This window comes from Mycobacterium sp. pV006 (assembly GCF_041287115.1).
Taxonomy (GTDB): Bacteria; Actinomycetota; Actinomycetes; order Mycobacteriales; family Mycobacteriaceae; genus Mycobacterium.
This window is the reverse complement of sequence record NZ_JBGGKT010000003.1, coordinates 145261-169769: the sequence shown is the minus strand read 5'-3', so window position 1 is coordinate 169769 and position 24509 is coordinate 145261. Positions and strand designations below refer to the sequence as shown.

At 69.4% G+C, this 24509-nt stretch carries 23 protein-coding genes; 16 read left to right on the top strand and 7 right to left on the bottom strand.

Annotated elements, in window-relative coordinates; all coding sequences use genetic code 11:
- Nucleotides 1–127: 127 nt before the first annotated feature.
- From ACAG25_RS06805 to ACAG25_RS06780, 6 genes are all read left to right on the top strand, one after another.
- Nucleotides 128–1282: an AAA family ATPase gene (locus tag ACAG25_RS06805; RefSeq protein WP_370487566.1), complete on the top strand. Its 1155-nt coding sequence runs from the start codon at nt 128–130 to the stop codon at nt 1280–1282.
- A 65-nt stretch (nt 1283–1347) separates the two neighbouring features.
- The gene (locus tag ACAG25_RS06800; RefSeq protein WP_370487565.1) at nt 1348–2271 is read left to right on the top strand and encodes a DUF58 domain-containing protein; all 924 of its coding nucleotides are present in this window, start codon (nt 1348–1350) and stop codon (nt 2269–2271) included.
- A gap of 21 nt (nt 2272–2292) precedes the next feature.
- The gene (locus ACAG25_RS06795) at nt 2293–3300 is read left to right on the top strand and encodes a VWA domain-containing protein (protein WP_370487564.1); all 1008 of its coding nucleotides are present in this window, start codon (nt 2293–2295) and stop codon (nt 3298–3300) included.
- 43 nt (nt 3301–3343) lie between these two features.
- Entirely contained in the window at nt 3344–4111 is a 768-nt protein-coding gene (gene fabG1, locus ACAG25_RS06790) for a 3-oxoacyl-ACP reductase FabG1 (protein WP_370487563.1), read from the top strand.
- A 24-nt stretch (nt 4112–4135) separates the two neighbouring features.
- Entirely contained in the window at nt 4136–4942 is an 807-nt protein-coding gene (inhA, locus tag ACAG25_RS06785; protein ID WP_370487562.1) for an NADH-dependent enoyl-ACP reductase InhA, read from the top strand.
- Between the two features lie 9 nt (nt 4943–4951).
- Nucleotides 4952–5989 carry a ferrochelatase gene (locus ACAG25_RS06780; protein ID WP_370487561.1) on the top strand — a complete coding sequence of 346 codons (1038 nt, stop codon included), beginning with the start codon at nt 4952–4954 and terminating at the stop codon, nt 5987–5989.
- A 4-nt stretch (nt 5990–5993) separates the two neighbouring features.
- On the opposite strand, the gene ACAG25_RS06775 is transcribed toward ACAG25_RS06780, so the two are convergent.
- A complete protein-coding gene (locus ACAG25_RS06775) occupies nt 5994–6851 on the bottom strand; it encodes a hypothetical protein (protein WP_370487560.1) in 858 nt (285 codons plus the stop codon).
- Nucleotides 6852–6910: 59 nt separating this feature from the next.
- Between ACAG25_RS06775 and ACAG25_RS06770 the strand changes: the two genes are divergently transcribed.
- From ACAG25_RS06770 to ACAG25_RS06760, 3 genes are read left to right on the top strand one after another with little or no spacing between them, the layout of a single operon-like run.
- Nucleotides 6911–7345, top strand: coding sequence for an NfeD family protein (locus tag ACAG25_RS06770; RefSeq protein WP_370487559.1), 435 nt, complete (start codon nt 6911–6913; stop codon nt 7343–7345).
- A gap of 15 nt (nt 7346–7360) precedes the next feature.
- The gene (locus ACAG25_RS06765; RefSeq protein WP_370487558.1) at nt 7361–8557 is read left to right on the top strand and encodes an SPFH domain-containing protein; all 1197 of its coding nucleotides are present in this window, start codon (nt 7361–7363) and stop codon (nt 8555–8557) included.
- A 4-nt stretch (nt 8558–8561) separates the two neighbouring features.
- Nucleotides 8562–8930 carry a DoxX family protein gene (locus ACAG25_RS06760; RefSeq protein ID WP_370487557.1) on the top strand — a complete coding sequence of 123 codons (369 nt, stop codon included), beginning with the start codon at nt 8562–8564 and terminating at the stop codon, nt 8928–8930.
- On the opposite strand, the gene ACAG25_RS06755 is transcribed toward ACAG25_RS06760, so the two are convergent.
- The gene (locus tag ACAG25_RS06755; RefSeq protein WP_370487556.1) at nt 8927–9673 is read right to left on the bottom strand and encodes a TVP38/TMEM64 family protein; all 747 of its coding nucleotides are present in this window, start codon (nt 9671–9673) and stop codon (nt 8927–8929) included. The genes ACAG25_RS06760 and ACAG25_RS06755 overlap by 4 nt on opposite strands.
- Before the next feature lie 104 nt (nt 9674–9777).
- On the opposite strand from ACAG25_RS06755, the gene mutA reads away from it, so the two are divergent.
- From mutA to ACAG25_RS06735, 4 genes are all read left to right on the top strand, one after another.
- The gene (gene mutA, locus ACAG25_RS06750) at nt 9778–11661 is read left to right on the top strand and encodes a methylmalonyl-CoA mutase small subunit (protein ID WP_370487555.1); all 1884 of its coding nucleotides are present in this window, start codon (nt 9778–9780) and stop codon (nt 11659–11661) included.
- 1 nt (nt 11662) lies between these two features.
- Entirely contained in the window at nt 11663–13918 is a 2256-nt protein-coding gene (scpA, locus tag ACAG25_RS06745; RefSeq protein WP_370487554.1) for a methylmalonyl-CoA mutase, read from the top strand.
- Nucleotides 13919–14914, top strand: coding sequence for a methylmalonyl Co-A mutase-associated GTPase MeaB (gene meaB / locus ACAG25_RS06740; RefSeq protein WP_370487553.1), 996 nt, complete (start codon nt 13919–13921; stop codon nt 14912–14914). It abuts the gene before it with no gap.
- An 82-nt stretch (nt 14915–14996) separates the two neighbouring features.
- Nucleotides 14997–16265 carry a serine hydrolase domain-containing protein gene (locus ACAG25_RS06735; RefSeq protein ID WP_370487760.1) on the top strand — a complete coding sequence of 423 codons (1269 nt, stop codon included), beginning with the start codon at nt 14997–14999 and terminating at the stop codon, nt 16263–16265.
- A 12-nt stretch (nt 16266–16277) separates the two neighbouring features.
- Here ACAG25_RS06735 and ACAG25_RS06730 read toward each other — a convergent pair whose 3' ends face one another.
- Together ACAG25_RS06730 and ACAG25_RS06725 are read right to left on the bottom strand one after the other, a co-directional pair.
- The gene (locus ACAG25_RS06730) at nt 16278–17012 is read right to left on the bottom strand and encodes a hypothetical protein (RefSeq protein ID WP_370487552.1); all 735 of its coding nucleotides are present in this window, start codon (nt 17010–17012) and stop codon (nt 16278–16280) included.
- Between the two features lie 54 nt (nt 17013–17066).
- A complete protein-coding gene (locus tag ACAG25_RS06725; RefSeq protein ID WP_370487551.1) occupies nt 17067–17438 on the bottom strand; it encodes an XRE family transcriptional regulator in 372 nt (123 codons plus the stop codon).
- A gap of 135 nt (nt 17439–17573) precedes the next feature.
- Here ACAG25_RS06725 and ACAG25_RS06720 point away from each other — a divergent pair, with 135 nt between their 5' ends.
- Both ACAG25_RS06720 and ileS read left to right on the top strand, forming a co-directional pair.
- Nucleotides 17574–18176: a hypothetical protein gene (locus ACAG25_RS06720; protein ID WP_370487550.1), complete on the top strand. Its 603-nt coding sequence runs from the start codon at nt 17574–17576 to the stop codon at nt 18174–18176.
- A 225-nt stretch (nt 18177–18401) separates the two neighbouring features.
- Nucleotides 18402–21563, top strand: a complete 3162-nt coding sequence (gene ileS / locus ACAG25_RS06715; RefSeq protein WP_370487549.1) for an isoleucine--tRNA ligase — start codon at nt 18402–18404, stop codon at nt 21561–21563.
- Nucleotides 21564–21569: 6 nt separating this feature from the next.
- Here the strand turns inward: ileS and usfY are convergent, their stop codons facing one another.
- Nucleotides 21570–21881 carry a protein UsfY gene (gene usfY, locus ACAG25_RS06710; RefSeq protein WP_370487548.1) on the bottom strand — a complete coding sequence of 104 codons (312 nt, stop codon included), beginning with the start codon at nt 21879–21881 and terminating at the stop codon, nt 21570–21572.
- A 56-nt stretch (nt 21882–21937) separates the two neighbouring features.
- Nucleotides 21938–22156, bottom strand: coding sequence for an RNA-binding S4 domain-containing protein (locus tag ACAG25_RS06705; protein WP_370487547.1), 219 nt, complete (start codon nt 22154–22156; stop codon nt 21938–21940).
- 32 nt (nt 22157–22188) lie between these two features.
- On the opposite strand from ACAG25_RS06705, the gene ACAG25_RS06700 reads away from it, so the two are divergent.
- Nucleotides 22189–23553, top strand: coding sequence for a DNA polymerase IV (locus ACAG25_RS06700; RefSeq protein WP_370487546.1), 1365 nt, complete (start codon nt 22189–22191; stop codon nt 23551–23553).
- An 8-nt stretch (nt 23554–23561) separates the two neighbouring features.
- On the opposite strand, the gene ACAG25_RS06695 is transcribed toward ACAG25_RS06700, so the two are convergent.
- Nucleotides 23562–24491: an asparaginase gene (locus ACAG25_RS06695; protein ID WP_370487545.1), complete on the bottom strand. Its 930-nt coding sequence runs from the start codon at nt 24489–24491 to the stop codon at nt 23562–23564.
- Nucleotides 24492–24509 lie beyond the last annotated feature (18 nt).

The following is a 24509-nucleotide window of genomic DNA, read 5'->3' as shown; positions in this document are numbered from 1 at the left end:
TGCGGGGCGGCACGCCGCCGGGCGGCGTCGACGGATGCGTACCCGCCTGGAATAGTTGACGACGAGCGCGGCCCCTCGGCCGGCGCCGGACGAACCGACATGTACTGCACATGTGGAAGGAACATTGATGACCTCACCGAGTGGGCCGCCGCAGGGCGCTGGCGGATATCCCGGACAGGCCGCTTCGCAGGGCCCCTCCGCCGGTGCGCACGCCGCGGCGCCGGCCTCATCGGCGCAGGCGCAGTCCAATGGTCTGCAGAACGAGGTGCACACCCTCGAGCGGGCCATCTTCGAGGTCAAGCGCATCATCGTCGGCCAGGACCAGCTCGTCGAGCGGATGCTCGTAGGTCTGCTGGCCAAGGGCCACGTGCTGCTCGAAGGTGTCCCCGGTGTGGCCAAGACGCTGGCCGTGGAGACGTTCGCCAAGGTCGTCGGCGGCACCTTCGCCCGCATCCAGTTCACGCCCGACCTGGTGCCCACCGACATCGTCGGCACCCGGATCTACCGGCAGGGCAAGGAGGAGTTCGACATCGAACTCGGACCGGTGGTGGTGAACTTCCTGCTCGCCGACGAGATCAACCGCGCACCGGCCAAGGTGCAGTCGGCACTGCTGGAGGTCATGGCCGAGCGCAAGATCTCCATCGGCGGCAAGACCTTCCCGCTGCCCAGCCCGTTCCTGGTGATGGCCACCCAGAACCCGATCGAGCAGGAGGGCGTGTACCAGCTGCCCGAGGCGCAGCGCGACCGCTTCCTGTTCAAGCTCAACGTCGACTACCCGTCGCCGGAGGAAGAGCGCGAGATCATCTACCGGATGGGTGTGAAACCGCCGGAGCCCAAGGGCATCCTGACCACCGCCGACCTGCTGCGGTTGCAGGACGTCGCCGCCAACACGTTCGTCCACCACGCGCTGGTCGACTACGTGGTGCGCGTCGTCACCGCCACCCGCGAACCCGAGAAGTTCGGCATGCCCGACGCCAAGGCGTGGATCGCCTACGGCGCCTCGCCGCGCGCCTCGCTCGGCATCATCGCCGCCTCGCGTGCGCTGGCCCTGGTCCGCGGCCGGGACTACGTCATCCCGCAGGACGTCGTCGAGATCATCCCCGACGTGCTGCGGCACCGCCTCGTGCTGACCTACGACGCCCTGGCCGACGAGATCTCGGCGGAGACGGTCGTCAACCGCATCCTGCAGACCGTGGCGCTGCCGCAGGTCAACGCGATCCCGCAGCAGGGGCATGCGGTGCCGCCGGTGGTGCCGTCGGCGGCCGCTGCGGCGAGCCGCTGACCCGCCGGGGCCGTTAAGTGAGTTCACCTGCCGATTCCTCGGACAGCCCGCGTGCTCGCCGCGGCATGGACCTGCCGTCCCTGCAACGGGGTGAGATCCGCGACCCGGCGCTGACCGCCGCGCTGCGCAAACTCGAGTTGACGGTGCGCCGCAAGCTCGACGGTGTGCTGCACGGCGATCATCTCGGCCTGCTGCCCGGACCGGGATCGGAGCCGGGGGAGTCGCGCGTCTACCAGCCCGGCGACGACGTCCGTCGGATGGACTGGTCGGTCACCGCGCGCACCACCCAGCCCCACGTGCGCCAGATGATCGCCGACCGGGAACTGGAGACCTGGCTGGTGGTCGACGTGTCGGCCAGCCTCGATTTCGGTACGGCGGACTGCGAGAAACGCGACCTCGCCGTGGCGGCCGCCGCGGCGATCGCGTTTCTCAACAGCGGCGGCGGCAACCGGCTCGGCGCGATCATCTCCAACGGTGACCAGATGCGCCGCGTGCCTGCGCTGTCCGGACGCATGCACGAACAGGAGTTGTTGCGGGCCATCGCGACCACACCGCGTGCCCCCGTCGGGGTGCGCGGCGACCTCGCCGCGGCCATCGACGCGCTGCGCCGTCCGGAACGCCGCCGCGGGATGGCGGTGATCATCAGCGACTTCCTCGGACCGATCAACTGGATGCGGCCGTTGCGGGCCATCGCCGGGCGGCACGAGGTACTCGGCATCGAGATCCTCGATCCCCGCGACGTCGAACTGCCGCCGGTAGGCGACGTCGTCCTGCAGGACACCGAGACCGGACGCACGCGTGAGTTCACCATCGACGAACAACTGCGCGAGGATTTCGCGAAAGCCGCTGCCGCCCACCGAGCCGACGTGGCACGCACGCTGCGCCGCTGCGACGCCCCCCTGCTGACGCTGCGTACCGACCGCGACTGGATCGCCGACGTGGTGCGCTTCGTGGCGAGCCGCCGGCGCGGCGCCCTGGCTGCCCGATAGAGACGAAAAGACAAGTAGCACATGACTTTACCGTTGCTCGGACCGATGTCGCTGACCGGCTTCGAGCACCCCTGGTTCTTCCTGTTCTTCCTGGTGGTGCTCGGCCTGATCGTGCTCTACGTGGTGGTGCAGCTGTCGCGTCACAAGCGGATGCTGCGGTTTGCCAACATGGAGCTGCTCGAAAGCGTGGCGCCCCAGCGGCCCAACCGATTCCGCCATCTGCCGGCCACCCTGCTGATCCTGTCGCTGGTGTCGTTCACCGTCGCGATGGCCGGGCCGACGCACGACGTCCGCATTCCGCGTAACCGCGCGGTGGTGATGCTGGTCATCGACGTGTCGCAGTCGATGCGGGCCACCGACGTGGCGCCGAACCGACTCAACGCGGCCCAGGAGGCCGCCAAGCAGTTCGCCGACCAACTCACCCCCGGCATCAACCTGGGACTGATCTCCTACGCCGGTACCGCGACCGTGCTCGTCTCGCCTACCACCAACCGGGAGGCGACCAAGAACGCGATCGACAAACTGCAACTGGCCGACCGCACCGCCACCGGTGAGGGCATCTTCACCGCGCTGCAGGCCATCGCGACCGTCGGTGCGGTGATCGGCGGCGGCGACGAGCCCCCGCCGGCGCGGGTGGTGCTGATGTCCGACGGCAAGGAGACGGTGCCCTCCAACCCGGACAATCCGAAGGGCGCCTACACGGCCGCGCGGACCGCCAAGGACCAGGGTGTGCCGATCTCCACGGTGTCGTTCGGCACCCCCTACGGCTACGTCGAGATCAACGAGCAGCGTCAGCCCGTGCCCGTCGACGACGAGATGCTCAAGCGGATCGCCGACCTCTCCGGCGGCGAGGCGTTCACCGCGTCGAGCCTCGAACAACTCAAAGCCGTGTTCACCGACCTGCAGGAGCAGATCGGCTACGAGACGATCAAGGGTGACGCGAGTGTGGGCTGGCTCCGGCTGGGCGCCCTCGTCCTGGCGGGTGCCGCGCTGGCCGCCCTGCTGATCAACCGGCGACTTCCCAACTGAGGCGATTTCTTGAGGGCCCGGCGCACCGACTAAGTTGGCGATCATGACTTCCACGGAGAACTCCGCCGACACCGAAGGTGCCTCCGCCGGCGGACGTCCCGCCTTCGTCGCCCGCTCGGTGCTGGTCACCGGCGGCAACCGCGGGATCGGTCTGGCGATCGCGCAACGGTTGGCCGCAGACGGGCACAAGGTCGCCGTCACCCACCGCGGGTCCGGCGCCCCCGAGGGACTGTTCGGCGTCGAGTGCGACGTCACCGACAACGACGCCGTCGATCGCGCGTTCACCCAGGTCGAGGAACATCAGGGCCCGGTCGAGGTGCTGGTGTCCAACGCCGGCATCTCCGCCGACGCGTTCCTGATGCGGATGACCGAGGAGCGGTTCCAGAAGGTCATCGACGCGAACCTGACCGGTGCGTTCCGCGTCACACAACGCGCGTCACGGACCATGCAGCGCAAACGGTTCGGCCGGATCATCTACGTCGGCTCGGTGTCGGGCATGTGGGGGATCGGCAACCAGGCCAACTACGCCGCCTCGAAGGCCGGCCTGATCGGCATGGCCCGCTCGATCTCGCGGGAGTTGTCCAAGGCCAACGTCACCGCCAACGTGGTGGCGCCGGGCTACATCGACACCGAGATGACCCGCGCGCTCGACGAACGCATCCAGAAGGGTGCGCTGGACTTCATCCCGGCCAAGAGGGTCGGGACCGCCGAAGAGGTCGCCGGGGTGGTCAGTTTCCTGGCGTCGGAGGACGCGAGCTACATCGCCGGCGCGGTCATCCCGGTCGACGGCGGCATGGGCATGGGCCACTAGACAGACGAGCGAAGGACATTCACTGTGACACTTCTCCAAGGCAAGCGGATCCTCGTCACGGGGATCATCACAGACAGCTCTATCGCCTTCTACATCGCCAAGGTGGCCCAGGAGGCGGGCGCCGAGGTGATCTGCACGGGCTTCAACCGGCTGCGGCTCATCGAACGCATCCTCGACCGGCTCCCGTCGAAGCCGCCGCTGCTCGAACTCGACGTGCAGAACCAGGAGCACCTCGACACACTCGCCGATCGGATCACCGCCGAGATCGGCGAGGGCAACAAGCTCGACGGCGTGGTGCACTCGATCGGTTTCATGCCGCAGACGGGCATGGGGATCAACCCGTTCTTCGACGCACCCTACGAAGACGTCGCCAAGGGGATCCACATCTCGGCGTATTCGTATGCGTCCCTGGCCAAAGCGGTGCTTCCGGTCATGAACCCCGGCGGCGGCATCGTCGGCATGGACTTCGACCCGACGCGGGCGATGCCGGCCTACAACTGGATGACCGTCGCCAAGAGCGCGCTGGAGTCGGTGAACCGCTTCGTCGCCCGCGAGGCCGGCCCCCACGGCGTGCGCTCGAATCTGGTTGCGGCAGGCCCCATCCGGACCCTGGCCATGAGCGCGATCGTCGGCGGCGCGCTCGGCGAGGAGGCCGGGGCGCAGATGCAGCTGCTCGAAGAGGGCTGGGACCAGCGCGCCCCGCTGGGCTGGAACATGAAGGACCCCACCCCCGTGGCGAAGACGGTGTGTGCGCTGCTGTCGGACTGGCTGCCCGCCACCACCGGCACGGTGATCTACGCCGACGGCGGAGCCAGCACCCAGCTGCTGTGACGAGCTGACATGGCCTCCTCCGCGGCATCGTTCGACGCCCTCCTGCTCCTGTCCTTCGGCGGACCCGAAGGGCCTGATCAGGTGATGCCGTTCCTGGAGAACGTGACTCGTGGACGGGGGATCCCCCGGGAGCGCCTGGAGTCGGTTGCCGAGCATTACCTGCACTTCGACGGGGTGTCACCGATCAATGCGATCAACCGGGCGTTGATCACCGCGATCGAAGCCGAACTGGCGCGCCGCGGTCGGCAGCTGCCCGTCTACTTCGGCAACCGCAACTGGGACCCCTTCGTCGAGGACACCGTCAAACAGATGCGCGACAACGGTGTTCGGCGCGCCGCGGTGTTCGCGACGTCGGCCTGGGGCGGCTACTCGGGCTGCGCACAGTATCAAGAGGACATCGCACGCGGGCGAGCCGCGTGCGGGGCCGACGCGCCGGAGCTGACCAAGCTGCGCCAGTACTTCGACCACCCGTTGCTGGTCGCGCTGTTCGCCGACGCGATCAGGGAAGCGGCCGCGCAGTTACCGGACGGGATGCGTGACCGTGCTCGTCTGGTGTTCACCGCCCACTCGATTCCCCTGCGTGCCGCGCAGCGGTGTGGTCCCGACCTGTACGAGCGCCAGGTGGCACACGCCGCCGCCCTGGTGGCGCGCGCCGCCGGGTTCGACGACTACGACCAGGTGTGGCAGTCCCGTTCGGGGCCACCGCAGGTGCCGTGGCTGGAACCCGATGTCGGCGACCACCTCGACGCCCTGGCCGCAGCGGGAGTCGATGCGGTGATCGTGTGCCCGATCGGCTTTGTCGCCGACCACATCGAGGTGGTGTGGGACCTGGACAACGAGGTCGCCGAACAGGCCGCGGCCACGGGCATCGCCTACGCGCGGGCCCTGACGCCGAACGCCCATCCCAGGTTCGCCCAGCTGGTGATCGACCTCGTCGAGGAACTGGAGAGCGGCGCCGCACCGCTACGGGCCGGCGATCCCGTCGTGGTGCCCAGCTACGGCTGCACCGTCAACGGAGTGTTCTGCACACCCGCGTGCGAGGCCTGAGAAGCTAACCGCGCCAAGCCGAATACAGGATCGCCTCCACCGCCGCGGCGCGGGCCGAACGGACCACGGCGGTCAGCGGGCGCAGTGCATCGCCGGCCAGTTGCATCTCGGAGGAACTCTGCATGCCGCTGGGAATCAGACCGGCGCTGACCGTGACGATCGCGTCGACATGTGCGGCGTTTTCCAGTACCCGGACCGCCCGGGCCGGCGCATGCTCCGGGATGCGATGTAGGAGAACGGATTCGAGAACCTGCTCGACCATCGTGCGGGGATCGTCGATCTCGCTGCCCGACGCGCCGGCCCGCAGCGCCCCGAGCGCGTCGGCCGCGCTGCGCACCGCGTCGCGCAGACCGAACTCGGCCTCACCCAGATCGGAGTGTGCTGTAGGTGCCACGGCGTCCACCGAGTACACCGTCCACGACAGCGACGTCACCTCCACGTCGAACTCCGTGCCGGCATCCGCGTCCGCGTCCTCGGCGTATTCGAAGTCGGGCACCAGCCCCACCGAGCCGCCCGGATTGGCCACCAGCACGGCCTCGCCCGCGGTGATCGCGTCACGCCCGAACTGAGTTCCCGGCGGCAACCCCCGGACGTCCCCCGGAATCGGCAGCGCCACCGAGATCACGGGTTCGCGCGCGTCCCGACCGGCGGCTGTCCGCAAGGTCTGCAGCAGCGACACCGAACCCGAGTCGGCGAGGTCCGGCCATGTCAGGCCGGTCCGCTCAGCGGCAGCCGAATCGTAGGCGGTCACCGAATGTCTTGGTGCCCACTGCGATAACGCGTCCAGCACATCGTCGGGCGCAGCAGCGCCGGCCAACCAGGAGTTGGCCCACACCGCCAGCGAAACACTTGGGCACCACATGATGGTCGCAGTGTAGTTGTTGCCCGCCCGGCGAGCCGGTTACGCGTAGGCTGAGCCATATGCCCGTAGCGCTGATCTGGTTGATCGCCGCCCTCGCGCTCGCCGGTGCCGAAGCTCTCACCGGCGACCTGTTCCTGCTCATGCTCAGCGGTGGTGCGCTGGCGGCCGCGGGCACCAGTTGGCTACTGAACTGGCCCATCTGGGCCGACGGTCTGGTGTTCGCGCTCGTGTCGGTGCTGCTGTTGGTCGCGGTCCGGCCGGCATTGCGCCGACGGATGGCCTCGGGCGCCGGCCTGCCCGAACCCGTCAAAGCCCTGGAAGGCCGCAGCGCGCTGGTGCTGGACCGGGTCGCCGCCCACACCGGACAGGTCAAGCTCGACGGCGAGGTCTGGACGGCGCGCCCGCTCAACGAGAACGATGTCTTCGAACCGGGGGACCAGGTGACCGTCGTGCACATCGACGGAGCCACCGCCAAGGTCGCCAAGATCGCCTAGCAGAAGGAGCCCGTCGTGGATGGTGCTGTCGCAGGGTTGATCCTGCTGGCCGTGCTGGTGGTGTTCGCCGCGATCATCGTGGCCAAATCGGTCGCACTGATCCCCCAGGCGGAAGCGGCGGTGATCGAACGACTGGGCCGCTACAGCAAGACCGTGTCGGGACAGCTGACCCTGTTGCTGCCGTTCGTCGACAAGATCCGCGCCCGCGTCGACCTGCGGGAACGGGTGGTCTCCTTCCCGCCGCAGCCCGTGATCACCGAGGACAACCTGACGGTGCAGATCGACACCGTCGTGTACTTCCAGGTCACCAATCCCCAGGCCGCGGTCTACCAGATCAGCAACTACATCGTCGGTGTCGAGCAGCTGACCACCACCACCCTGCGCAATCTGGTCGGCGGCATGACACTGGAGCAGACGCTGACCTCCCGCGACCAGATCAACACCGCGCTGCGCGGCGTCCTCGACGAGGCCACCAACCGGTGGGGACTTCGGGTAGCCCGCGTGGAACTGCGCAGCATCGATCCGCCGCCGTCGATCCAGGATTCGATGGAGAAGCAGATGCGCGCCGACCGCGAGAAGCGCGCGATGATCCTGACCGCCGAAGGCAACCGGGAGTCCGCGATCAAGCAGGCCGAAGGTCAGAAGCAGGCGCAGATCCTCGCCGCGGAGGGCGCCAAGCAGGCCGCCATCCTCTCGGCAGAAGCCGAGCGGCAGTCCCGGATCCTGCGCGCCCAGGGCGAACGCGCCGCCCAGTACCTGCGCGCCCAGGGTGAGGCCAAGGCGATCGAGAAGACGTTCGCGGCGATCAAGGCGGGTCGGCCCACCCCCGAACTGCTGGCCTACCAATATCTGCAGACGCTGCCGGAGATGGCCAAGGGTGAGGCCAACAAGGTGTGGGTGATTCCCAGCGATTTCGGTACCGCGTTGCAGGGCTTCACCAAGATGCTCGGCGCGCCGGGCGAGGACGGGGTCTTCCGTTACACGCCGTCCCCGGTCGACGACGTACCCGCCGGCGACGACTCCGACGAGGTCGCCGACTGGTTCGACACCCAGACCGATCCGGCGATCGCCCAGGCGGTGGCGCGGGCCGAGGCCGAGGCCCGCACCTCGGTCGAGGGCCCGGGACTGTTGTCGTCGAACCCTCCACCGGTGCAGTTGAACCCCGCCGCCCAGGCCGCGCAACCGCCGGCCCCCGACAAGCCCGTGGAATGACGCCATGACCGAACTGACCTCGAATCGCACCTATGTGGCGCTGGCGGCGTTCCAGGCCGTCGACGCCGCGGCCTGCGTCGGACCGGTCGCCCCGATCGCCGAGGCGCTGCGCACCGTCGGTCTGCCGAAGCGCTTCTGGCCGCTGCTGCCGGTGGTGAAGGCCGTATCCGCGGTGGGGTTGTCGGCGGTGTCCCGCAGTCCGGCGTTGGCGCGGGTGACGACGTTCCTGCTGACCGTCTACTTCGTGCTCGCGGCGGGATCACATGTGCGGGCGAAGGACTGGAGTCCCGGTCTGATCGCGTCGTCGTCGTTCCTCGTCCTCTACGGGCTGCTGACCGTGAAGGGTCCCGCGGCCGCCAGGACGGCCCGTTAACCGAGTCGGCTGCACTGCGACTCGGCGCCGGCCGCATCGGCCGGGGTGAGCGAGGCGCGCCGGTGACTGCGCAGTTCGAGCGCGAGGCCGGCGATACCGATGCTTGCCGTGCACAGCGAGACCAGGACCAGCAACGGATTCACGCGCCCGGTCAGTGCGTCACCGAGGATCACCACGGCTGCGGTGCCCGGCAGCACTCCGATCAGGGTGGCCAGCGTGTAGGGGAGCAGCCGCACCGCCGAGGCGCCGGCTGCGTAGTTGAGCACCGAGAACGGTACCGCCGGGATCAACCGCATCGCCATCACGGCGGCCCACCCTCGTTGACGGAGCCGGGCGTCGAGGGCGTCCAGCCGGGGGTGACCGGTCAGTCGGCTCAACTGCCACCCCATCGCCCGCACCAGCACCACCGCGATGACGGCGCTGGCCGTGCTGGCCGCCACCGCGATCGGGATGCCCACCAACGGACCGAAGAGCAGTCCCGCGGCCAGCGTGAAGGCCGTGCGGGGGAACGGGAAGACCGTCATGGCGATGTGCGCGGCCAGGAAGGCCAACGGGAACCAGGCGCCGACCGAGGTCGCCCAGTCGCGCAGCTGCAACGCGTTGGGCAGCGGCACCCACACCGCAACTGCGACGAGAATCACAATGCCGGTCAACACCGCGGCGAGGCGGGCCCGGGACGCGGTACGGGCCGTGGCCACCAGCGCCGCGCCGAGCGTGCGCAACGTGTTGACGACGGCTTTCACGACTCCCCACCTTACGGGGCCGCGGCGACCGGCACGTGTTGGCGCGGTGACGTCGCAGGCGACCGGCGTACACTGCCGCGACACCCATCATTTAGCCTGATGGCGTGCAGAAACCCAGCGCCGGCGCTGCCGGGGGAGTACTCGTTTCCGAACTTGACCGCTGGCGTACCGCGGTTGCGGGCGTTCTCGCCAAATCCACGCGGCGAGATCCCGCCGATCTGCCCGCCGAACCCGAACGTCTGCTCGATTCGCAGACCTACGAGGGGTTCGCGATCCGCCCGCTCTACACCCGGGCCGACGAGCTGGCCGAACCCCCGCTGCCCGGACGGTGGCCGTTCACCCGCGGCGGTGACGGGCTGCGCGATGTCAAGACGGGATGGAAGGTCACCGAGGTCTTCCCGGTCGACGACGCCGCCGTCGACCAGGCCAACGGTGCGGTGCTGCTGGGCCTGACCGAAGGCATCAGCGCCCTGATGCTGCGCATCGGGGACCACGGGCCCGGACGTCCGGGCATCGACCCGGCCGATCTACCGCGCCTCCTCGACGGTGTCTTCGTCGACCTGGTGCCGGTCATCGCCGAGATCGCCGGCGACGGCGCGGTGCTGCGCGCCACCGCCGATGAACTGCTGGGACTGGTCCGGGATTTCGACGACGACCAGCGGGCCCGATTGTCGATCGACCTGGGCGCCGACCCGCTGACCGCTGCGCTGACGGGTCGTCGCGCGCCGGACGTCGGCGACGTCGCGGCGGTGGCGCAGACGGTGGCCGGCCACGCCGGGCACGTGCGGACCGTCACGGTCGACGGCACGACGCTGCACGACCTCGGCGCCAACGCGTCGTGGGAACTCGGTGCGGCGGTGGCCGCGGGCGTGGCTTATCTGCGGGTTCTCACCGAGGCCGGCCTGTCGACGGCCGATGCGCTGGCGCAGGTGAGCTTCCGGTTCTCGGTTGACGACGACCAGTTCATGAGCATCGCCAAACTGCGTGCCGCACGCCAACTCTGGGCCCGGGTCGCCGAGGTTGTCGGCGAGCCGGCGGCCGGGGCGGCCACGGTGCACGCGGAGACGTCGCTGCCGATGATGGCGCAGCGCGATCCGTGGGTGAACATGCTGCGCACCACGGTGGCGGCGTTCGCCGCGGGTGTGGGTGGCGCGGACACCCTGCTGGTGCACCCGTTCGACGTCGCCATCGACGGCGGATTCCCGGGTACCGCACGCAGTTTCGCGCGCCGCATCGCGCGCAACACCCAGTTGCTGTTGCTCGAGGAGTCGCATCTGGGGCAGGTGCTCGACCCGGCCGGTGGGTCCTGGTTCGTCGAGGATCTCACCCGCAGTGTCGCCGAACAGGCGTGGACGCACTTCCAGGAGATCGAAGCCGCGGGCGGGTTCGCCGCGGCCGGCGAGCTGATCAGTGCGCGCATCGCTGAGGTCGCCGACCGGCGCGGCACCGACATCGCCCACCGGCGCACCGCGGTGACCGGCGTCAACGAGTTCCCCGACCTCGCGGAAGTGCCGCTGCCGCAGGGTGATCCACTGCCCGACGTGCGTCGCTACGCGGCCGCGTTCGAAGCTCTGCGCGATCGTTCCGACGCTGCCCTCGCCGACAAGGGAGCGCGACCGAAGGCGCTGCTGCTGCCGCTCGGGCCGCTCGCCGAGCACAACATCCGCACCACGTTCGCCACCAACCTGTTGGCCGCCGGCGGAATCGAAGCCGTCAATCCCGGACCGCTGCAGGCCGATGGCATCGCCGACGCGGTCACCGCGGCCGGGGTCACCGAAGTCGCGGTGATCTGCGGAACCGACGCCCGTTACGGCGACGAGGCCGCCGCGGCGGTTGAGGCTGCGCGCGCGGCCGGGGTCAACCACGTCCTGCTCGCCGGTCCGGAGAAGGCCGTCGCCGAGGCCGCCACCAAACCCGACGGGTACCTGACCGCCAAGATCGACGCGGTCGCTGCGCTGTCGGACCTGCTGACCCGATTGGGGGCATGACATGACCGCAACCGAATCCAAGAAGATCGCCGGCTTCGCCGACGTCCCGCTGTACGGCGGCACCGAGACACCAGCGCCGAACCCGGGGGACACCGGCGAACTGTTCGAGGCGGCCGCGGCGGCGCACGGCTACACCGCCGAGCAGCTGACGTGGGAGACCCCCGAGGGCATCGACGTCAAGCCGGTCTACATCGCCGGTGACCGCAGCGAGGTCGCCGACGCCGGCTATCCGCTCGACAGCGTGCCGGGGCAGCCGCCGTTCGTCCGCGGCCCGTACCCCACGATGTACGTCAACCAGCCCTGGACCATCCGCCAGTACGCCGGCTTCTCCACCGCCGCCGAGTCCAACGCGTTCTACCGGCGCAACCTGGCCGCCGGTCAGAAGGGTCTGTCGGTGGCCTTCGACCTGGCCACCCACCGCGGCTACGACTCCGACCATCCCCGCGTGGCCGGAGACGTCGGCATGGCCGGTGTGGCCATCGACTCCATCCTCGACATGCGCCAGCTGTTCGACGGCATCGACCTGTCCGCGGTGTCGGTGTCGATGACGATGAACGGCGCGGTGCTGCCGATCCTCGCGCTGTACGTGGTGGCCGCCGAGGAGCAGGGCGTGCCTCCGGAGAAGCTGGCCGGGACCATCCAGAACGACATCCTCAAGGAGTTCATGGTCCGCAACACCTACATCTATCCGCCGAAGCCGTCCATGCGGATCATCTCCGACATCTTCGGCTACACCAGCGCCAAGATGCCGAAGTTCAACAGCATCTCGATCTCCGGCTACCACATCCAGGAGGCCGGTGCGACCGCCGACCTGGAGCTGGGCTACACGCTGGCCGACGGTGTGGAGTACATCAAGGCGGGGCTGGATGCCGGCCTGGACATCGACAAGTTCGCGCCGCGGCTGTCGTTCTTCTGGGGCATCGGCATGAACTTCTTCATGGAGGTCGCCAAGCTGCGCGCCGGTCGCCTGCTGTGGAGCGAGCTCGTCGCGGAGTTCGGCGCGAAGAACCCGAAATCGCTGTCGCTGCGCACACATTCGCAGACCTCGGGCTGGAGTCTGACCGCGCAGGATGCGTTCAACAACGTGGCCCGCACCTGCATCGAGGCGATGGCCGCCACCCAGGGCCACACGCAGTCGCTGCACACCAACGCCCTCGACGAGGCGCTGGCCCTGCCGACCGACTTCTCGGCGCGCATCGCCCGCAACACGCAGCTGCTGTTGCAGCAGGAGTCCGGTACCACCCGTCCGATCGACCCGTGGGGCGGCTCCTACTACGTGGAGTGGCTCACCCATCAGCTCGCCGAGAAGGCGCGCGGCCACATCCGCGAGATCGCCGAGCACGGCGGCATGGCGCAGGCGATCAGCGACGGGATCCCGAAGATGCGCATCGAGGAGGCCGCGGCGCGCACCCAGGCCCGCATCGACTCGGGTCAACAGCCGGTCATCGGCGTGAACAAGTACCAGGTCGACGAGGATCACGAGATCGAGGTCCTCAAGGTCGAGAACAGCCGCGTGCGCGCCGAGCAGCTCGCGAAGCTCGAACGGCTGCGCAGCGAACGCGACGAGGCCGCCACCCAGGCCGCGCTCGCCGAGCTGACCCGCGCCGCAGCGGCCACCGGGACCGCCGGGGAGGACGGCCTGGGCAACAACCTGCTGGCCCTGGCCATCGACGCAGCCCGCGCCAAGGCCACCGTCGGCGAGATCTCCGACGCCCTGGAGAAGGTGTACGGACGCCACCAGGCCGAGATCCGGACCATCGCGGGCGTGTACCGAGACGAGGTGGGTATGGCCAGCAACGTCAGCACCGCGACCGCCCTGGTGGAGAAGTTCGCCGAGGCCGACGGCCGCCGCCCCCGCATCCTGGTCGCCAAGATGGGCCAGGACGGGCACGACCGCGGGCAGAAGGTCATCGCCACGGCCTTCGCCGACATCGGCTTCGACGTCGACGTGGGCTCGCTGTTCTCCACCCCGGACGAGGTGGCCCGGCAGGCCGCCGACAACGACGTTCACGTCGTCGGGGTCTCGTCGCTGGCCGCCGGGCACCTCACCCTGGTGCCCGCGCTGCGCGACGCGCTGGCCGAGGCGGGACGGCCCGACATCATGATCGTCGTGGGCGGGGTGATCCCGCCGGGCGATTTCGACGAGCTCTACGCTGCCGGCGCCACGGCGATATTCCCGCCGGGCACGGTGATCGCCGATGCCGCGATCGGATTGCTCGAGAAGCTCGCCGCACGACTCGGCTACAGCTTGAGCTAGATGAGCCAGCCTGTCGGTGAGCTCGCGGCAGCGCTTCGCGGTGGTGACCGCTCGGCGCTGGCCCGCGCCATCACCCTCGTCGAGTCCACCCGTCCCGACCATCGGCAGAAGGCCCAGGAACTGCTCCTGGAGCTGGCCGACGCCGCGGGCAGCGCGCTGCACGTCGGCATCACCGGGGTGCCCGGTGTCGGCAAGTCCACCTCGATCGAGGCGCTCGGGATGCACGTCATCGAGCGCGGACACCGCGTCGCGGTGCTGGCGGTGGACCCGTCGTCGACCCGGACCGGCGGTTCGATCCTGGGCGACAAGACGCGGATGGCCCGGCTGGCGGTGCACCCCGACGCCTACATCCGGCCCTCGCCGACCTCGGGGACGCTCGGCGGTGTCGCCAAGGCCACCCGGGAGACGATCGTGCTCCTCGAGGCCGCCGGATACGACGTCATCCTCGTCGAGACCGTCGGCGTCGGACAGTCCGAAGTGACCGTCGCCAACATGGTCGACACCTTCGTGTTCCTGACCCTGGCGCGTACCGGCGACCAGTTGCAGGGCATCAAGAAGGGTGTCCTGGAGCTCGCGGACATCATCGTGGTGAACAAGGCCGACGGGGAGCACGCCACCGAGGCCAAGGCCGCCGCGCGCGAACTCGCCGGCGCCATCCGGTTGATCTACCCGCGCGAGACGCTGTGGCGTCCGCCGGTGCTGACGATGAGCGCGCTCGAAGGCACGGGACTGGCCGAGTTGTGGGAGACCGTCCTCAAACATCGCGACGTGCTGACCGAGGCCGGCGAGTTCGAGGCGCGCCGACGCGCACAGCATGTCGAATGGACCTGGTCGATGGTGCGCGACGCGGTGCTCGACCGGGTGGTGTCCAGCCCGGGGGTGCGCGCGATCCGCGGCGAGGTCGAGGCCGCCGTCCGCGCGGGCACCCTGACTCCGGCGCTCGGTGCTCAACAGATCCTCGACGCCGTGGAACGGCCCGGTCCGGCTGCCGACTAACGAAACGATAACTCCCGTTTTGTTAGCCGCGTCACAGGGTAGATTGAGTCCACTGTGACGGGTGTCAACTATTAGGGAGCGCATCGTGGCGATCTCTCAGCAACAGTGGGGCGGCAACCTCCCACGCGGCGTTCGCGGTGCCGCGGACCCGAACTTCGTGCACGCGGTGCGGACCTTCGCCCAGATGTTCCCGTGGAAGCGGCTCGGCGGCGGCGCCCTGTCGGTCTACCTCGACGGCGAGTGCGTCGTGGACGTCTGGGCCGGCTGGGCCGACCGGCGCGGGAAGCGGCGCTGGGTCGCCGACACCGCGCCGATGGTCTTCTCGGCCACCAAGGGCGTGGCCGCCACGGTCATCCACCGGCTCGCCGACCGCGGGCTGATCGACTACGACGCCCCGGTCGCGGAGTACTGGCGCGACTTCGGCGCCAACGGCAAATCCGCGATCACCGTGCGCGACGCGCTGCGCCACCGCGCCGGCCTGTCCCAGCTCAACGGCGCGGACAAGACCCACCTGATGGATCACCTCGTGATGGAGGAACGGCTGGCGGCCGCGCCGGCCAGTTGGCTGCTGGGCAAGCCGGCCTACCACGCCTTCACCTTCGGATGGCTGCTGTCGGGGCTGGCTCGGTCGGTGACGGGCAAGGGGATGCGCGAGCTCATCCGCACCGAGGTCGCGGCGCCACTGAACACCGACGGTCTGCACCTGGGCCGCCCGCCGGCCGATGCGCCGACGCAGGCCGCGAGGATCATCGGTCCGCAGACCCGGCTGCAGAACCCGATGTTCAACTTCGTCGCACCGCGCGTGGCGGCGCTGCCGATCTCGGCGGGTTTCGGCGCCATGTACTTCCCGGGCGTGAAGGCATTCGTCCAGGGCGACACCCCGTTGCTCGACGGTGAGATCCCCGCCGCCAACGGCGTGGCCACCGCCCGCAGTCTGGCCAAGATGTACGGCGCGATCGCCAACGGTGGGCGGATCGACGGCACGCAGTTCCTGTCCAAGGAAACCGCGGCGGCACTGGTGGGGCGGCGCAGCCTGCGTCTGGACCACGCCATGGTGGTGCCGCTGTCGTTCCATCTGGGCTATCACGGGCTGCCGGTCCCCGGCCTGATGCCCGGTTTCGGGCATGTGGGGCTCGGCGGCTCGCTGGGCTGGGCGGACCCGCAGACCGGGCTGGGCTTCGGGTTCGTGCACAACCGTCTGCTCACCCCGATGGTGCTCAGCGACCAGGCCGGTTTCGTGGCCACCGCGGCGCTGATCCGCCGGGGCGCGGTCGCGGCGCGGCGCAACGGCTATCGGGCGGTGCCGGAGTTCGGCGCCCCGTTCACCGATCTGGCCGCCGCCGCGGTCTGACCGCCGGCGGGATCAGGATTTCGCGCCGCTGAACCAGCGGGTCTTCAGCCGCCAGGAGTGCGCCGAGGTCAGCGCGAAGCCCGCGCCGCAGGCACACGCGAAGAACCAGACCAGGATGGTGCCGGTCATGGTCTGCAGCTGCGGGATGAACGCGGTGGTGATGCGCACCAGGCACGCCCCGATCCCCATCGCCGAGGCGAACAGGTAGACGTTGGCGATCGGGCGCGAGCGTGGGTCGTGGCGCAGGATCAGCAGTGCCCGAGCGCCGTAGCCGAGCAGGTAGATCAGCATGCCGCACAGCAGCAGCCAGTACAGGTTCAGCCAGAAGTCCGTGGGCACGTCGAAGAAGTCGGGCCGGTAGATCGCCGCACCGTTACCCGCCCAGAAGGCCGCCAACAACAGTGGGATGCACAGCGTGGCCGGCAACTCCACATGCGACCGGAACCGCTGCTGCAGTGCGTGGTCCTGCTCGAGCCGGCCGAGCGCGTTGTAGACCACCGCCGACGCGGCCACGATGTAGCAGTCGTGGCCGATGTAGTCCTCGAGGTTCCACTTGCCGGTGAGTGAGTACAGCCAGACGCCGATGGTCTCCGAGGCCAGCGGGGACATCAGCAGGACCGCGGCCCCCTGCAGCGCGATGTTGAGGGTCGCGGCGACCTCCCAGCGGCAGGACCAGGTCACACGACGAATCCACAGGCTCCACGCGATACACAGGAGCGTGATCGCGATCAGGGTTGCCAGAGCCATGGGGTGTCGCTTTCGGGGCCGTGCGTTGTCAGCGAATTGTACGGGCCGACGGTCCTACAGTGGCGGCGCGTCCAGGCGGGGCGTCAGTTCCGAGAGCTTCGGGCGGCGTCGGGTTTCGGTGCGCTCCGCGTTCTGCGGCAGTGTGGCCACCAGCTGAGCGGGGCCCGCAGCCTCGACGTAGTTCCACACTTCCTGGCGGCTCATCAGGCCGAACTGGATCTGCAGGTCGGGATAGCTCAAGCCGAACTGGTCGGCGACTCGGCGGAGTTCCTCGGCGTTGGGGTAGTCGGCTTCTTTGATCCGGCGGTAGTAGGTGCTGCTGGAGATTCCGAGGGCGTCGAAGATGTCCTTCGCGTCGATCTCCCCGTCGAGCAGATAGTCGAGCAGCGCCTTGAGCTGCCGGCCGTTCTCATCTGTCCTGGGCACCTGAACACCATAAACCCTGTTCGGGATATTGGGGAGCCCACCCGGCAAACAAACGTCAGACTCGTAATTGACACTGCCGTCACAGTTTTGGGAGGTCTCTCCCAAATCTGGGACATCCATTGTACGGTTAGCTGCATGGTCGCTCCCCACATCGCTGACGAGGTCAAACCACGGCCCGTCTTCGGAATTCCGGTAACGCTGGACGTTTTCGATCGCCCCGCCGGGGGTTCGTCGCAGCAGTTGCAGAAGTTCGCTTCTTCGCCTTCGAGCGAATTGTTCGTCGAACTCCACGCCGCAGCGGACTGGCTGGGGGTGCCGACCGAGGAGATCCTGCTCGCCGCGCTCGCGCGCACCTTCGGTCGGACGCGCGGGGACGGCGAGGTGGCCGTCGACGTCACCGGGGGTCACCGCTGGCTGAACCATCCGGTCGCGCTGCCGTGTGCCGCGTCGGTCCCGATGGGCCCCACGGAGTTGTTGCAGGGGGCGCACACCGCGTTGGCATCCGCACCCGGCCACCCGGTCCCCAAGTCCGAGGTGCTGCTCAACGTCGTCGACGGTGACCAGGTGCCGGCCTCCGGTGCAGGCCTCGAACTGCAGGTGCGCTGCGTGGACGATCAGCTCCACGCACTCTGGTGGTATGACGCCGCGCGGCTCGACGACTACTCGGTGGAGGAAATGGCCGAGCAGTTCGGGCTCGCGCTGATCGAGATCACGTCCGACGCCGCTGCGCCGCTCTAGAACGGCACGGGCTAGAATTCGGCCAACGACGCTGATCCGGCCATCACCGGGGAGTCTTCGGAAGAACGGCGTTCGCGCTCAGTAGAACCGGACGGGTAGGCCCGTGACAGCCGACAACGAGCGGCGCACATCGGTGCGCAAGCGGGGTGGTACCGCGGTGCTCACGCAAACGCGTCGGCGTCGTCCCCGTGCCTGGATCTCGAGGCACGAAAGAGACGTACCGACGTGAGCGCCTACCCCAAGCCGGCGAGTGGATCCCCGAGCTTCCCCGAGCTCGAACGCGAGGTCCTCGAGTACTGGGACCGCGACGACACCTTCCGCGCCACCATCGCCAACCGCGACGGTGCCGAAGAGTACGTGTTCTACGACGGGCCGCCGTTCGCCAACGGGTTGCCCCACTACGGGCACCTGCTGACGGGGTACGTCAAGGACATCGTCCCGCGCTACCGGACGATGCGCGGTTACAAGGTCGAGCGCCGGTTCGGCTGGGACACCCACGGGTTGCCCGCCGAACTGGAGGTGCAACGCCAACTCGGCATCACCGACAAAGCCCAGATCGAAGAGATGGGCATCGAGAAGTTCAACGACGCCTGCCGCGCCTCGGTGCTCAAGTACACCGACGAGTGGCAGGACTACGTCACCCGCCAGGCGCGCTGGGTCGACTTCGACAACGACTACAAGACCCTCGACATCGGCTTCATGGAGTCGGTCATCTGGGTGTTCAAGCAACTGTGGGACAAGGGTCTGGCCTACGAGGGCAACCGCGTGCTGCCGTACTGCTGGAACGACGAGACCCCGCTGTCCAGCCACGAACTGCGGATGGACGACGACGTCTACCAGAACCGGCAGGACCCGGCACTGACCGTCGGGTTCCGCATCGTCGCCGGCCCGGTCCCCGAACTCATCGGCGCCCACCTGTTGATCTGGACCACCACGCCGTGGACCCTGCCGTCCAACCAGGCGGTCGCCGTCGCGCCCGACGTCACCTACGTGGTCGTGGAGGCCGACGGCCGGCGCTTCGTCCTCGCCGAGGCGCGGGTCGGCGCCTATGCCCGCGAGTTGGGCGAAGAACCCACGATCGTGGCCACCTACGCCGGGCGCGACCTGCTCGGTGTGCAGTACGCGCCGCCGTTCCCGTACTTCGCGGACTCGCCCAACGCGTTCCGGGTGCTGCCCGCCGACTTCGTCAGCACCGACGACGGCACCGGTCTGGTGCACCTGTCGCCGGCCTACGGCGAGGACGACATGGCCACCGCCTCGGCCGGCGGTATCGAGGCCGTCACCCCGGTCGACGCCAAGGGCCGGTTCGACACGACGGTGCCCGACTACGCGGGCCAACACGTCTTCGACGCGAACCCGCAGATCATCCGTGACCTGAAGAACGGCACCGGCGCCGCGGCAGCCAACGGCGCGGTGCTGCTGCGGCACGACACCTACGAGCACTCCTATCCGCACTGCTGGCGGTGCCGCAACCCGCTGATCTACCGGGCGGTGTCCTCGTGGTTCATCAAGGTGACCCAGTTCCGTGACCGCATGGTGGAGCTCAACCAGCAGATCACCTGGTATCCGGAGCACGTCAAGGACGGTCAGTTCGGCAAGTGGCTGGCCGGTGCCCGCGACTGGTCGATCTCCCGAAACCGCTACTGGGGCACCCCGATTCCGGTCTGGAAGTCCGACGACCCGGCCTACCCGCGGATCGACGTCTACGGCAGCCTCGACGAACTCGAACGCGACTTCGGGGTGCGTCCGGACAACCTGCACCGTCCGTTCATCGACGAGCTGACCCGGCCCAACCCGGACGACCCGACGGGGAAGTCCACCATGCGCCGCATCGAAGACGTGCTCGACGTCTGGTTCGACTCCGGATCCATGCCCTACGGGCAGGTGCACTATCCGTTCGAGAACCAGGACTGGTTCGACTCGCATTTCCCGGGCGACTTCATCGTCGAGTACATCGGGCAGACCCGCGGCTGGTTCTACACGTTGCACATCCTGGCCACCGCGCTGTTCGACCGTCCCGCGTTCCGGACCTGCGTGTCGCACGGCATCGTGCTGGGCAACGACGGCCAGAAGATGAGCAAGTCGCTGCGCAACTATCCGGATGTCACCGAGGTGTTCGACCGCGACGGCTCCGACGCGATGCGGTGGTTCCTGATGGCCTCGCCGATCCTGCGGGGCGGCAACCTGATCGTCACCGAGCAGGGTATCCGCGAGGGCGTCCGTCAGGTGCTGCTGCCGCTGTGGAACGCGTACTCGTTCCTGGCGCTCTATGCGCCGAAGAAGGGCACCTGGCGCACCGATTCGCAGCACGTGCTGGACCGCTACATCCTGGCCAAGCTCGCGATCCTGCGCGACGAGCTGACGGCATCCCTGGACGTCTGCGACATCTCCCAGGCGTGTGACCAGTTGCGTCAGTTCACCGAGGCGCTGACGAACTGGTATGTGCGGCGGTCGCGTTCGCGATTCTGGGATGAGGACGCCGACGCCATCGACACGCTGCACACGGTGCTGGAGGTGACCAGCAGGCTTGCGGCTCCTCTGTTGCCGTTGATCACCGAGGTGATCTGGCGTGGCGTCACCGGCGAGCGGTCGGTGCATCTGACCGATTGGCCCGAAGCCGGTGAGGTGCCGGCGGACCCGCGGCTGGTGGCCGACATGGACCTGGTGCGCGACGTGGCGTCGACCGGGTCGTCGCTGCGCAAGGCCAAGAAACTGCGGGTGCGCCTGCCGTTGCCGAAACTGACTGTCGCGGTGGAGGATCCGCACCGACTCGAGCCCTACCGGGAGTTGATCGCCGACGAGTTGAACCTGAAGGCCGTCGAGCTCACCGACGACATCGCCGCCCACGGCCGCTTCGACCTCGCCGTGAACGCGAGGGTGGCCGGACCCCGGTTGGGCAAGGACGTGCAGGCCGCGATCAAGGCCGTCAAGGCGGGGGAGGCCGTCGTCAACGAGGACGGCACCTTGACCGCGGGACCGGCGGTGCTGCAGCCCGAGGAGTTCAGTTCCCGGCTGGTCGCGGCCGACCCGGAGTACACCGCAGCGCTGCCCGAGGGCGCCGGTCTGGTGGTGCTCGACGGCACGGTCACCCCGGAGTTGGAGGCCGAGGGCTGGGCCCGCGACATGATCCGGGAGTTCCAGGAGGCGCGCCGCCGGTTCGGTCTGGACATCGGTGACCGCATCGAGTTGGAGCTCACCGTGCCGGAACTGCCCGAGGGCTGGCGTCCGGAGTTGGCCGACCTCATTGCGGGCGAACTGCTTGCCACCCGCTTCCGGATCGGCGCCGAGCCGCTGGGCAGTACGCAGGACGGCGACGGCTGGTTCACGGGTCGCGTCGGCGACGACCACCCGTTCCGGCTGCGCCGGGTCGAGCAGGCGAACGGCTGACGGGGTCTAGCCGGCTCGCAGGTGCCGATCGGGGTCGGGGTGTTCGGCCCGCCACTGCCGCTCCACGCGCTTGACGCGCTGGTGTTCGAGGGTGACCAGCAGCGCTCCGGCCGTCACCAGTGCGCCGGCGATCAGACCGAGCACCAGCGACAGGTCGGCATTGCCGTACGCCGTGGCGGCGACCGTCCCGGCGATCAGGGCGGTCCCCACCCCGATGAGGATCAGGCCGGGCCACCACAGAGTGTCGATGAACGATTCGCCGGCGTGTTGGAAGGTCGTCCGTACGTGGTCCACCGGGTCCCGGTAAGCGCCCTTCATGGGTATCTCCCTCCTGCTTCAGAGATACCTCGACCGTACGCCTGCGGTGAGCTGGATCACAGTGTCCGATCGGTGACGCGCGCGCCGCGACCGTCGAGCTCGACGACGTCGCCGGGGCGCAGCTGCCGTCCCCGTCGCGACTCGGTCTCTCCGTTGACCGAGACGCGGCCGTCGGCGATCACCGACTTGGCGTCCGCGCCGCTGTCGATCAGGTTCGCCAGCTTCAGGAACTGGCCGAGCCGGATCGTGTCGTCGCGGATCGGCACGTCGTCCATGCCCGTCACCGTAGCGTCCTAGCATCGACACGATGGGCGCTCGATGGGTCCTGCACCTGGACATGGATGCGTTCTTCGCTTCGGTGGAGCAGTTGACCCGGCCCACGCTGCGGGGCCGTCCCGTCCTGGTCGGCGGGGTCGGAGGCCGGGGCGTGGTGGCCGGCGCCAGCTACGAGGCGCGGGTGTTCGGGGCGCGCTCGGCCATGCCGATGCACCAGGCGCGGCGGTTGGTGGGCGCGGGCGCGGTGGTGTTGCCCCCGCGCGGTGTCGTGTACGGGCTGGCCAGCCGACGTGTCTTCGACACCGTGCGCGCCCGTGTTCCGGTGCTCGAGCAGCTGTCCTTCGACGAAGCGTTCGGCGAACCCGCCGAGCTGTCCGGGGCCACCGAGGGCGACGTCGAGGAGTTCTGCGAGGAACTGCGCGCCCGGGTGCGCGCGGTGACCGGGCTGGTGGCCTCCGTCGGGGCGGGATCGGGGAAGCAACTGGCCAAGATCGCCTCCGGGCTGGCCAAACCCGACGGGGTGCGCGTCGTGGCCCGCGACGAGGAACAGCGTCTGCTGGCGGGCCTACCGGTCCGGCGACTGTGGGGGATCGGTCCGGTCGCCGAGGACAAGCTGCACCGGTTGGGTATCGAGACCATCGGTGCGTTCGCTGCGCTGAGCGAAGCCGAGGCGGCCAACATCCTCGGCGCGACGGTCGGACCGGCACTGCACCGGCTCGCGCACGGCATCGACGACCGACCCGTCGCCGAGAACGCGCCCGCCAAGCAGATCAGCGCCGAATCCACGTTCGCCGAGGACATGCGCACCCTCGACCAGTTGCGCGACGCGATCGTGCCGATCGGCGAGCACGCCCACCGACGGCTGCTGAAGGACGGACGGGGCGCGCGCACCGTCACCGTCAAGCTCAAGCGTTCGGACATGAGCACGCTGACCCGTTCGGCCACGTTGCCGTACGCCACCACAGACATGGCCACCCTGATCGGCACCGCGCGGCGCCTGCTGCTCGATCCGGTCGACATCGGTCCCATCCGGCTGCTCGGAGTGGGGTTCTCCGGTCTCAGCGACGTGCAGCAGGAACCGCTGTTCCCCGACCTGGAGGCGGTCACCGAGGAGGCCGCCGACACCGATGCCCCCGAGACGGTCAGCAGCCTCGCCGACGCGGCGCCGGCGTGGCGGCTCGGCGACGACGTCACCCACACCGAATTCGGCCACGGCTGGATCCAAGGGGCGGGACACGGCGTGATGACGGTGCGCTTCGAGACCCGCAGCACCGGGCCGGGACCGGCGCGCACCCTGGGCGTCGAGGACCCCGCGGTGTCCCGGGCCAACCCCGTCGACAGTCTGGACTGGCCCGACTACGTCGACGAGGTGGCGCGCTACCAGAGCGCGCCGTAGTCGCGGCGTCAGCCGAAGCGCTCGAAGACTGCGCGCGGATTCTCGCCGGCGGCCAGCGCGGCCATCAACAACACCCTGGCCTGCGGCGGCCGCAGGTGCGCAGCGACCACCGCGCCGGCATCGACGAGCGCCCGCCCGGGACCGTAGCCCGCACTGACCCGACCGCCCGGCACCCGCGTCGACACCGCGACCTCGACACCGTCGCCGCAGTGTCGGCGCACCGCGTCGATCAGCGCCGTCCCGGCGTTGCCCGAACCCATCGCCTCCACCACGATGCCGCGCGCACCGGCGGCCACGCACGAATCCATGGCCGCCGCGTCGGCGCCCGGGTAGGCCGCGACGATGTCGACCCGCGGCGCGGCGCCGGCTCGCAGCGTCCCGAGGAACGGCCGCGGCGCGGCCGGCCCGGTGGCCGCGAAGGTGTGCGACGCGACGGAACCGATCGTCCGGCCGGTGAAGCTCTGCAGGTCGTCGGTGGCCGCCTTGGTCAGTCCGAGCGGCGCGAACACCTCGCCGGCGAAGGCCACCACGACACCGAGGCCGCGCGCGGCGGGGTCACCGGCCACGGTCAGCGCGTCGCGCAGGTTGCGCGGACCGTCCGGGTCGGGGGCGTCGGCGCTGCGCTGGGCACCGGTCAGCACCACCGGGGTCGCCCCGTCGTAGGTCAGCGCCAACCACAGCGCGGTCTCCTCGAGGGTGTCGGTGCCGTGGGTGATGACGATGCCCTCGGCCGTGGCCGCGGCGTCGCGCACGGCGGCGCCGATCCGGTCCCAGTCGGCCGGGACGAGCGCCGAGCTGTCGAGGTGGAGCACGTCGCGGACCGTGACGTCGAGTCCGGCGGTCAGGTCGGCACCCGACCGAGTGGGACGTTTCACCCCGTCGGCGTCGGCGCTGGTAGCGATCGTGCCGCCGGTGGTGATCACGACGAGTCCGGCCATGGGTGGAATTGTCGCGCA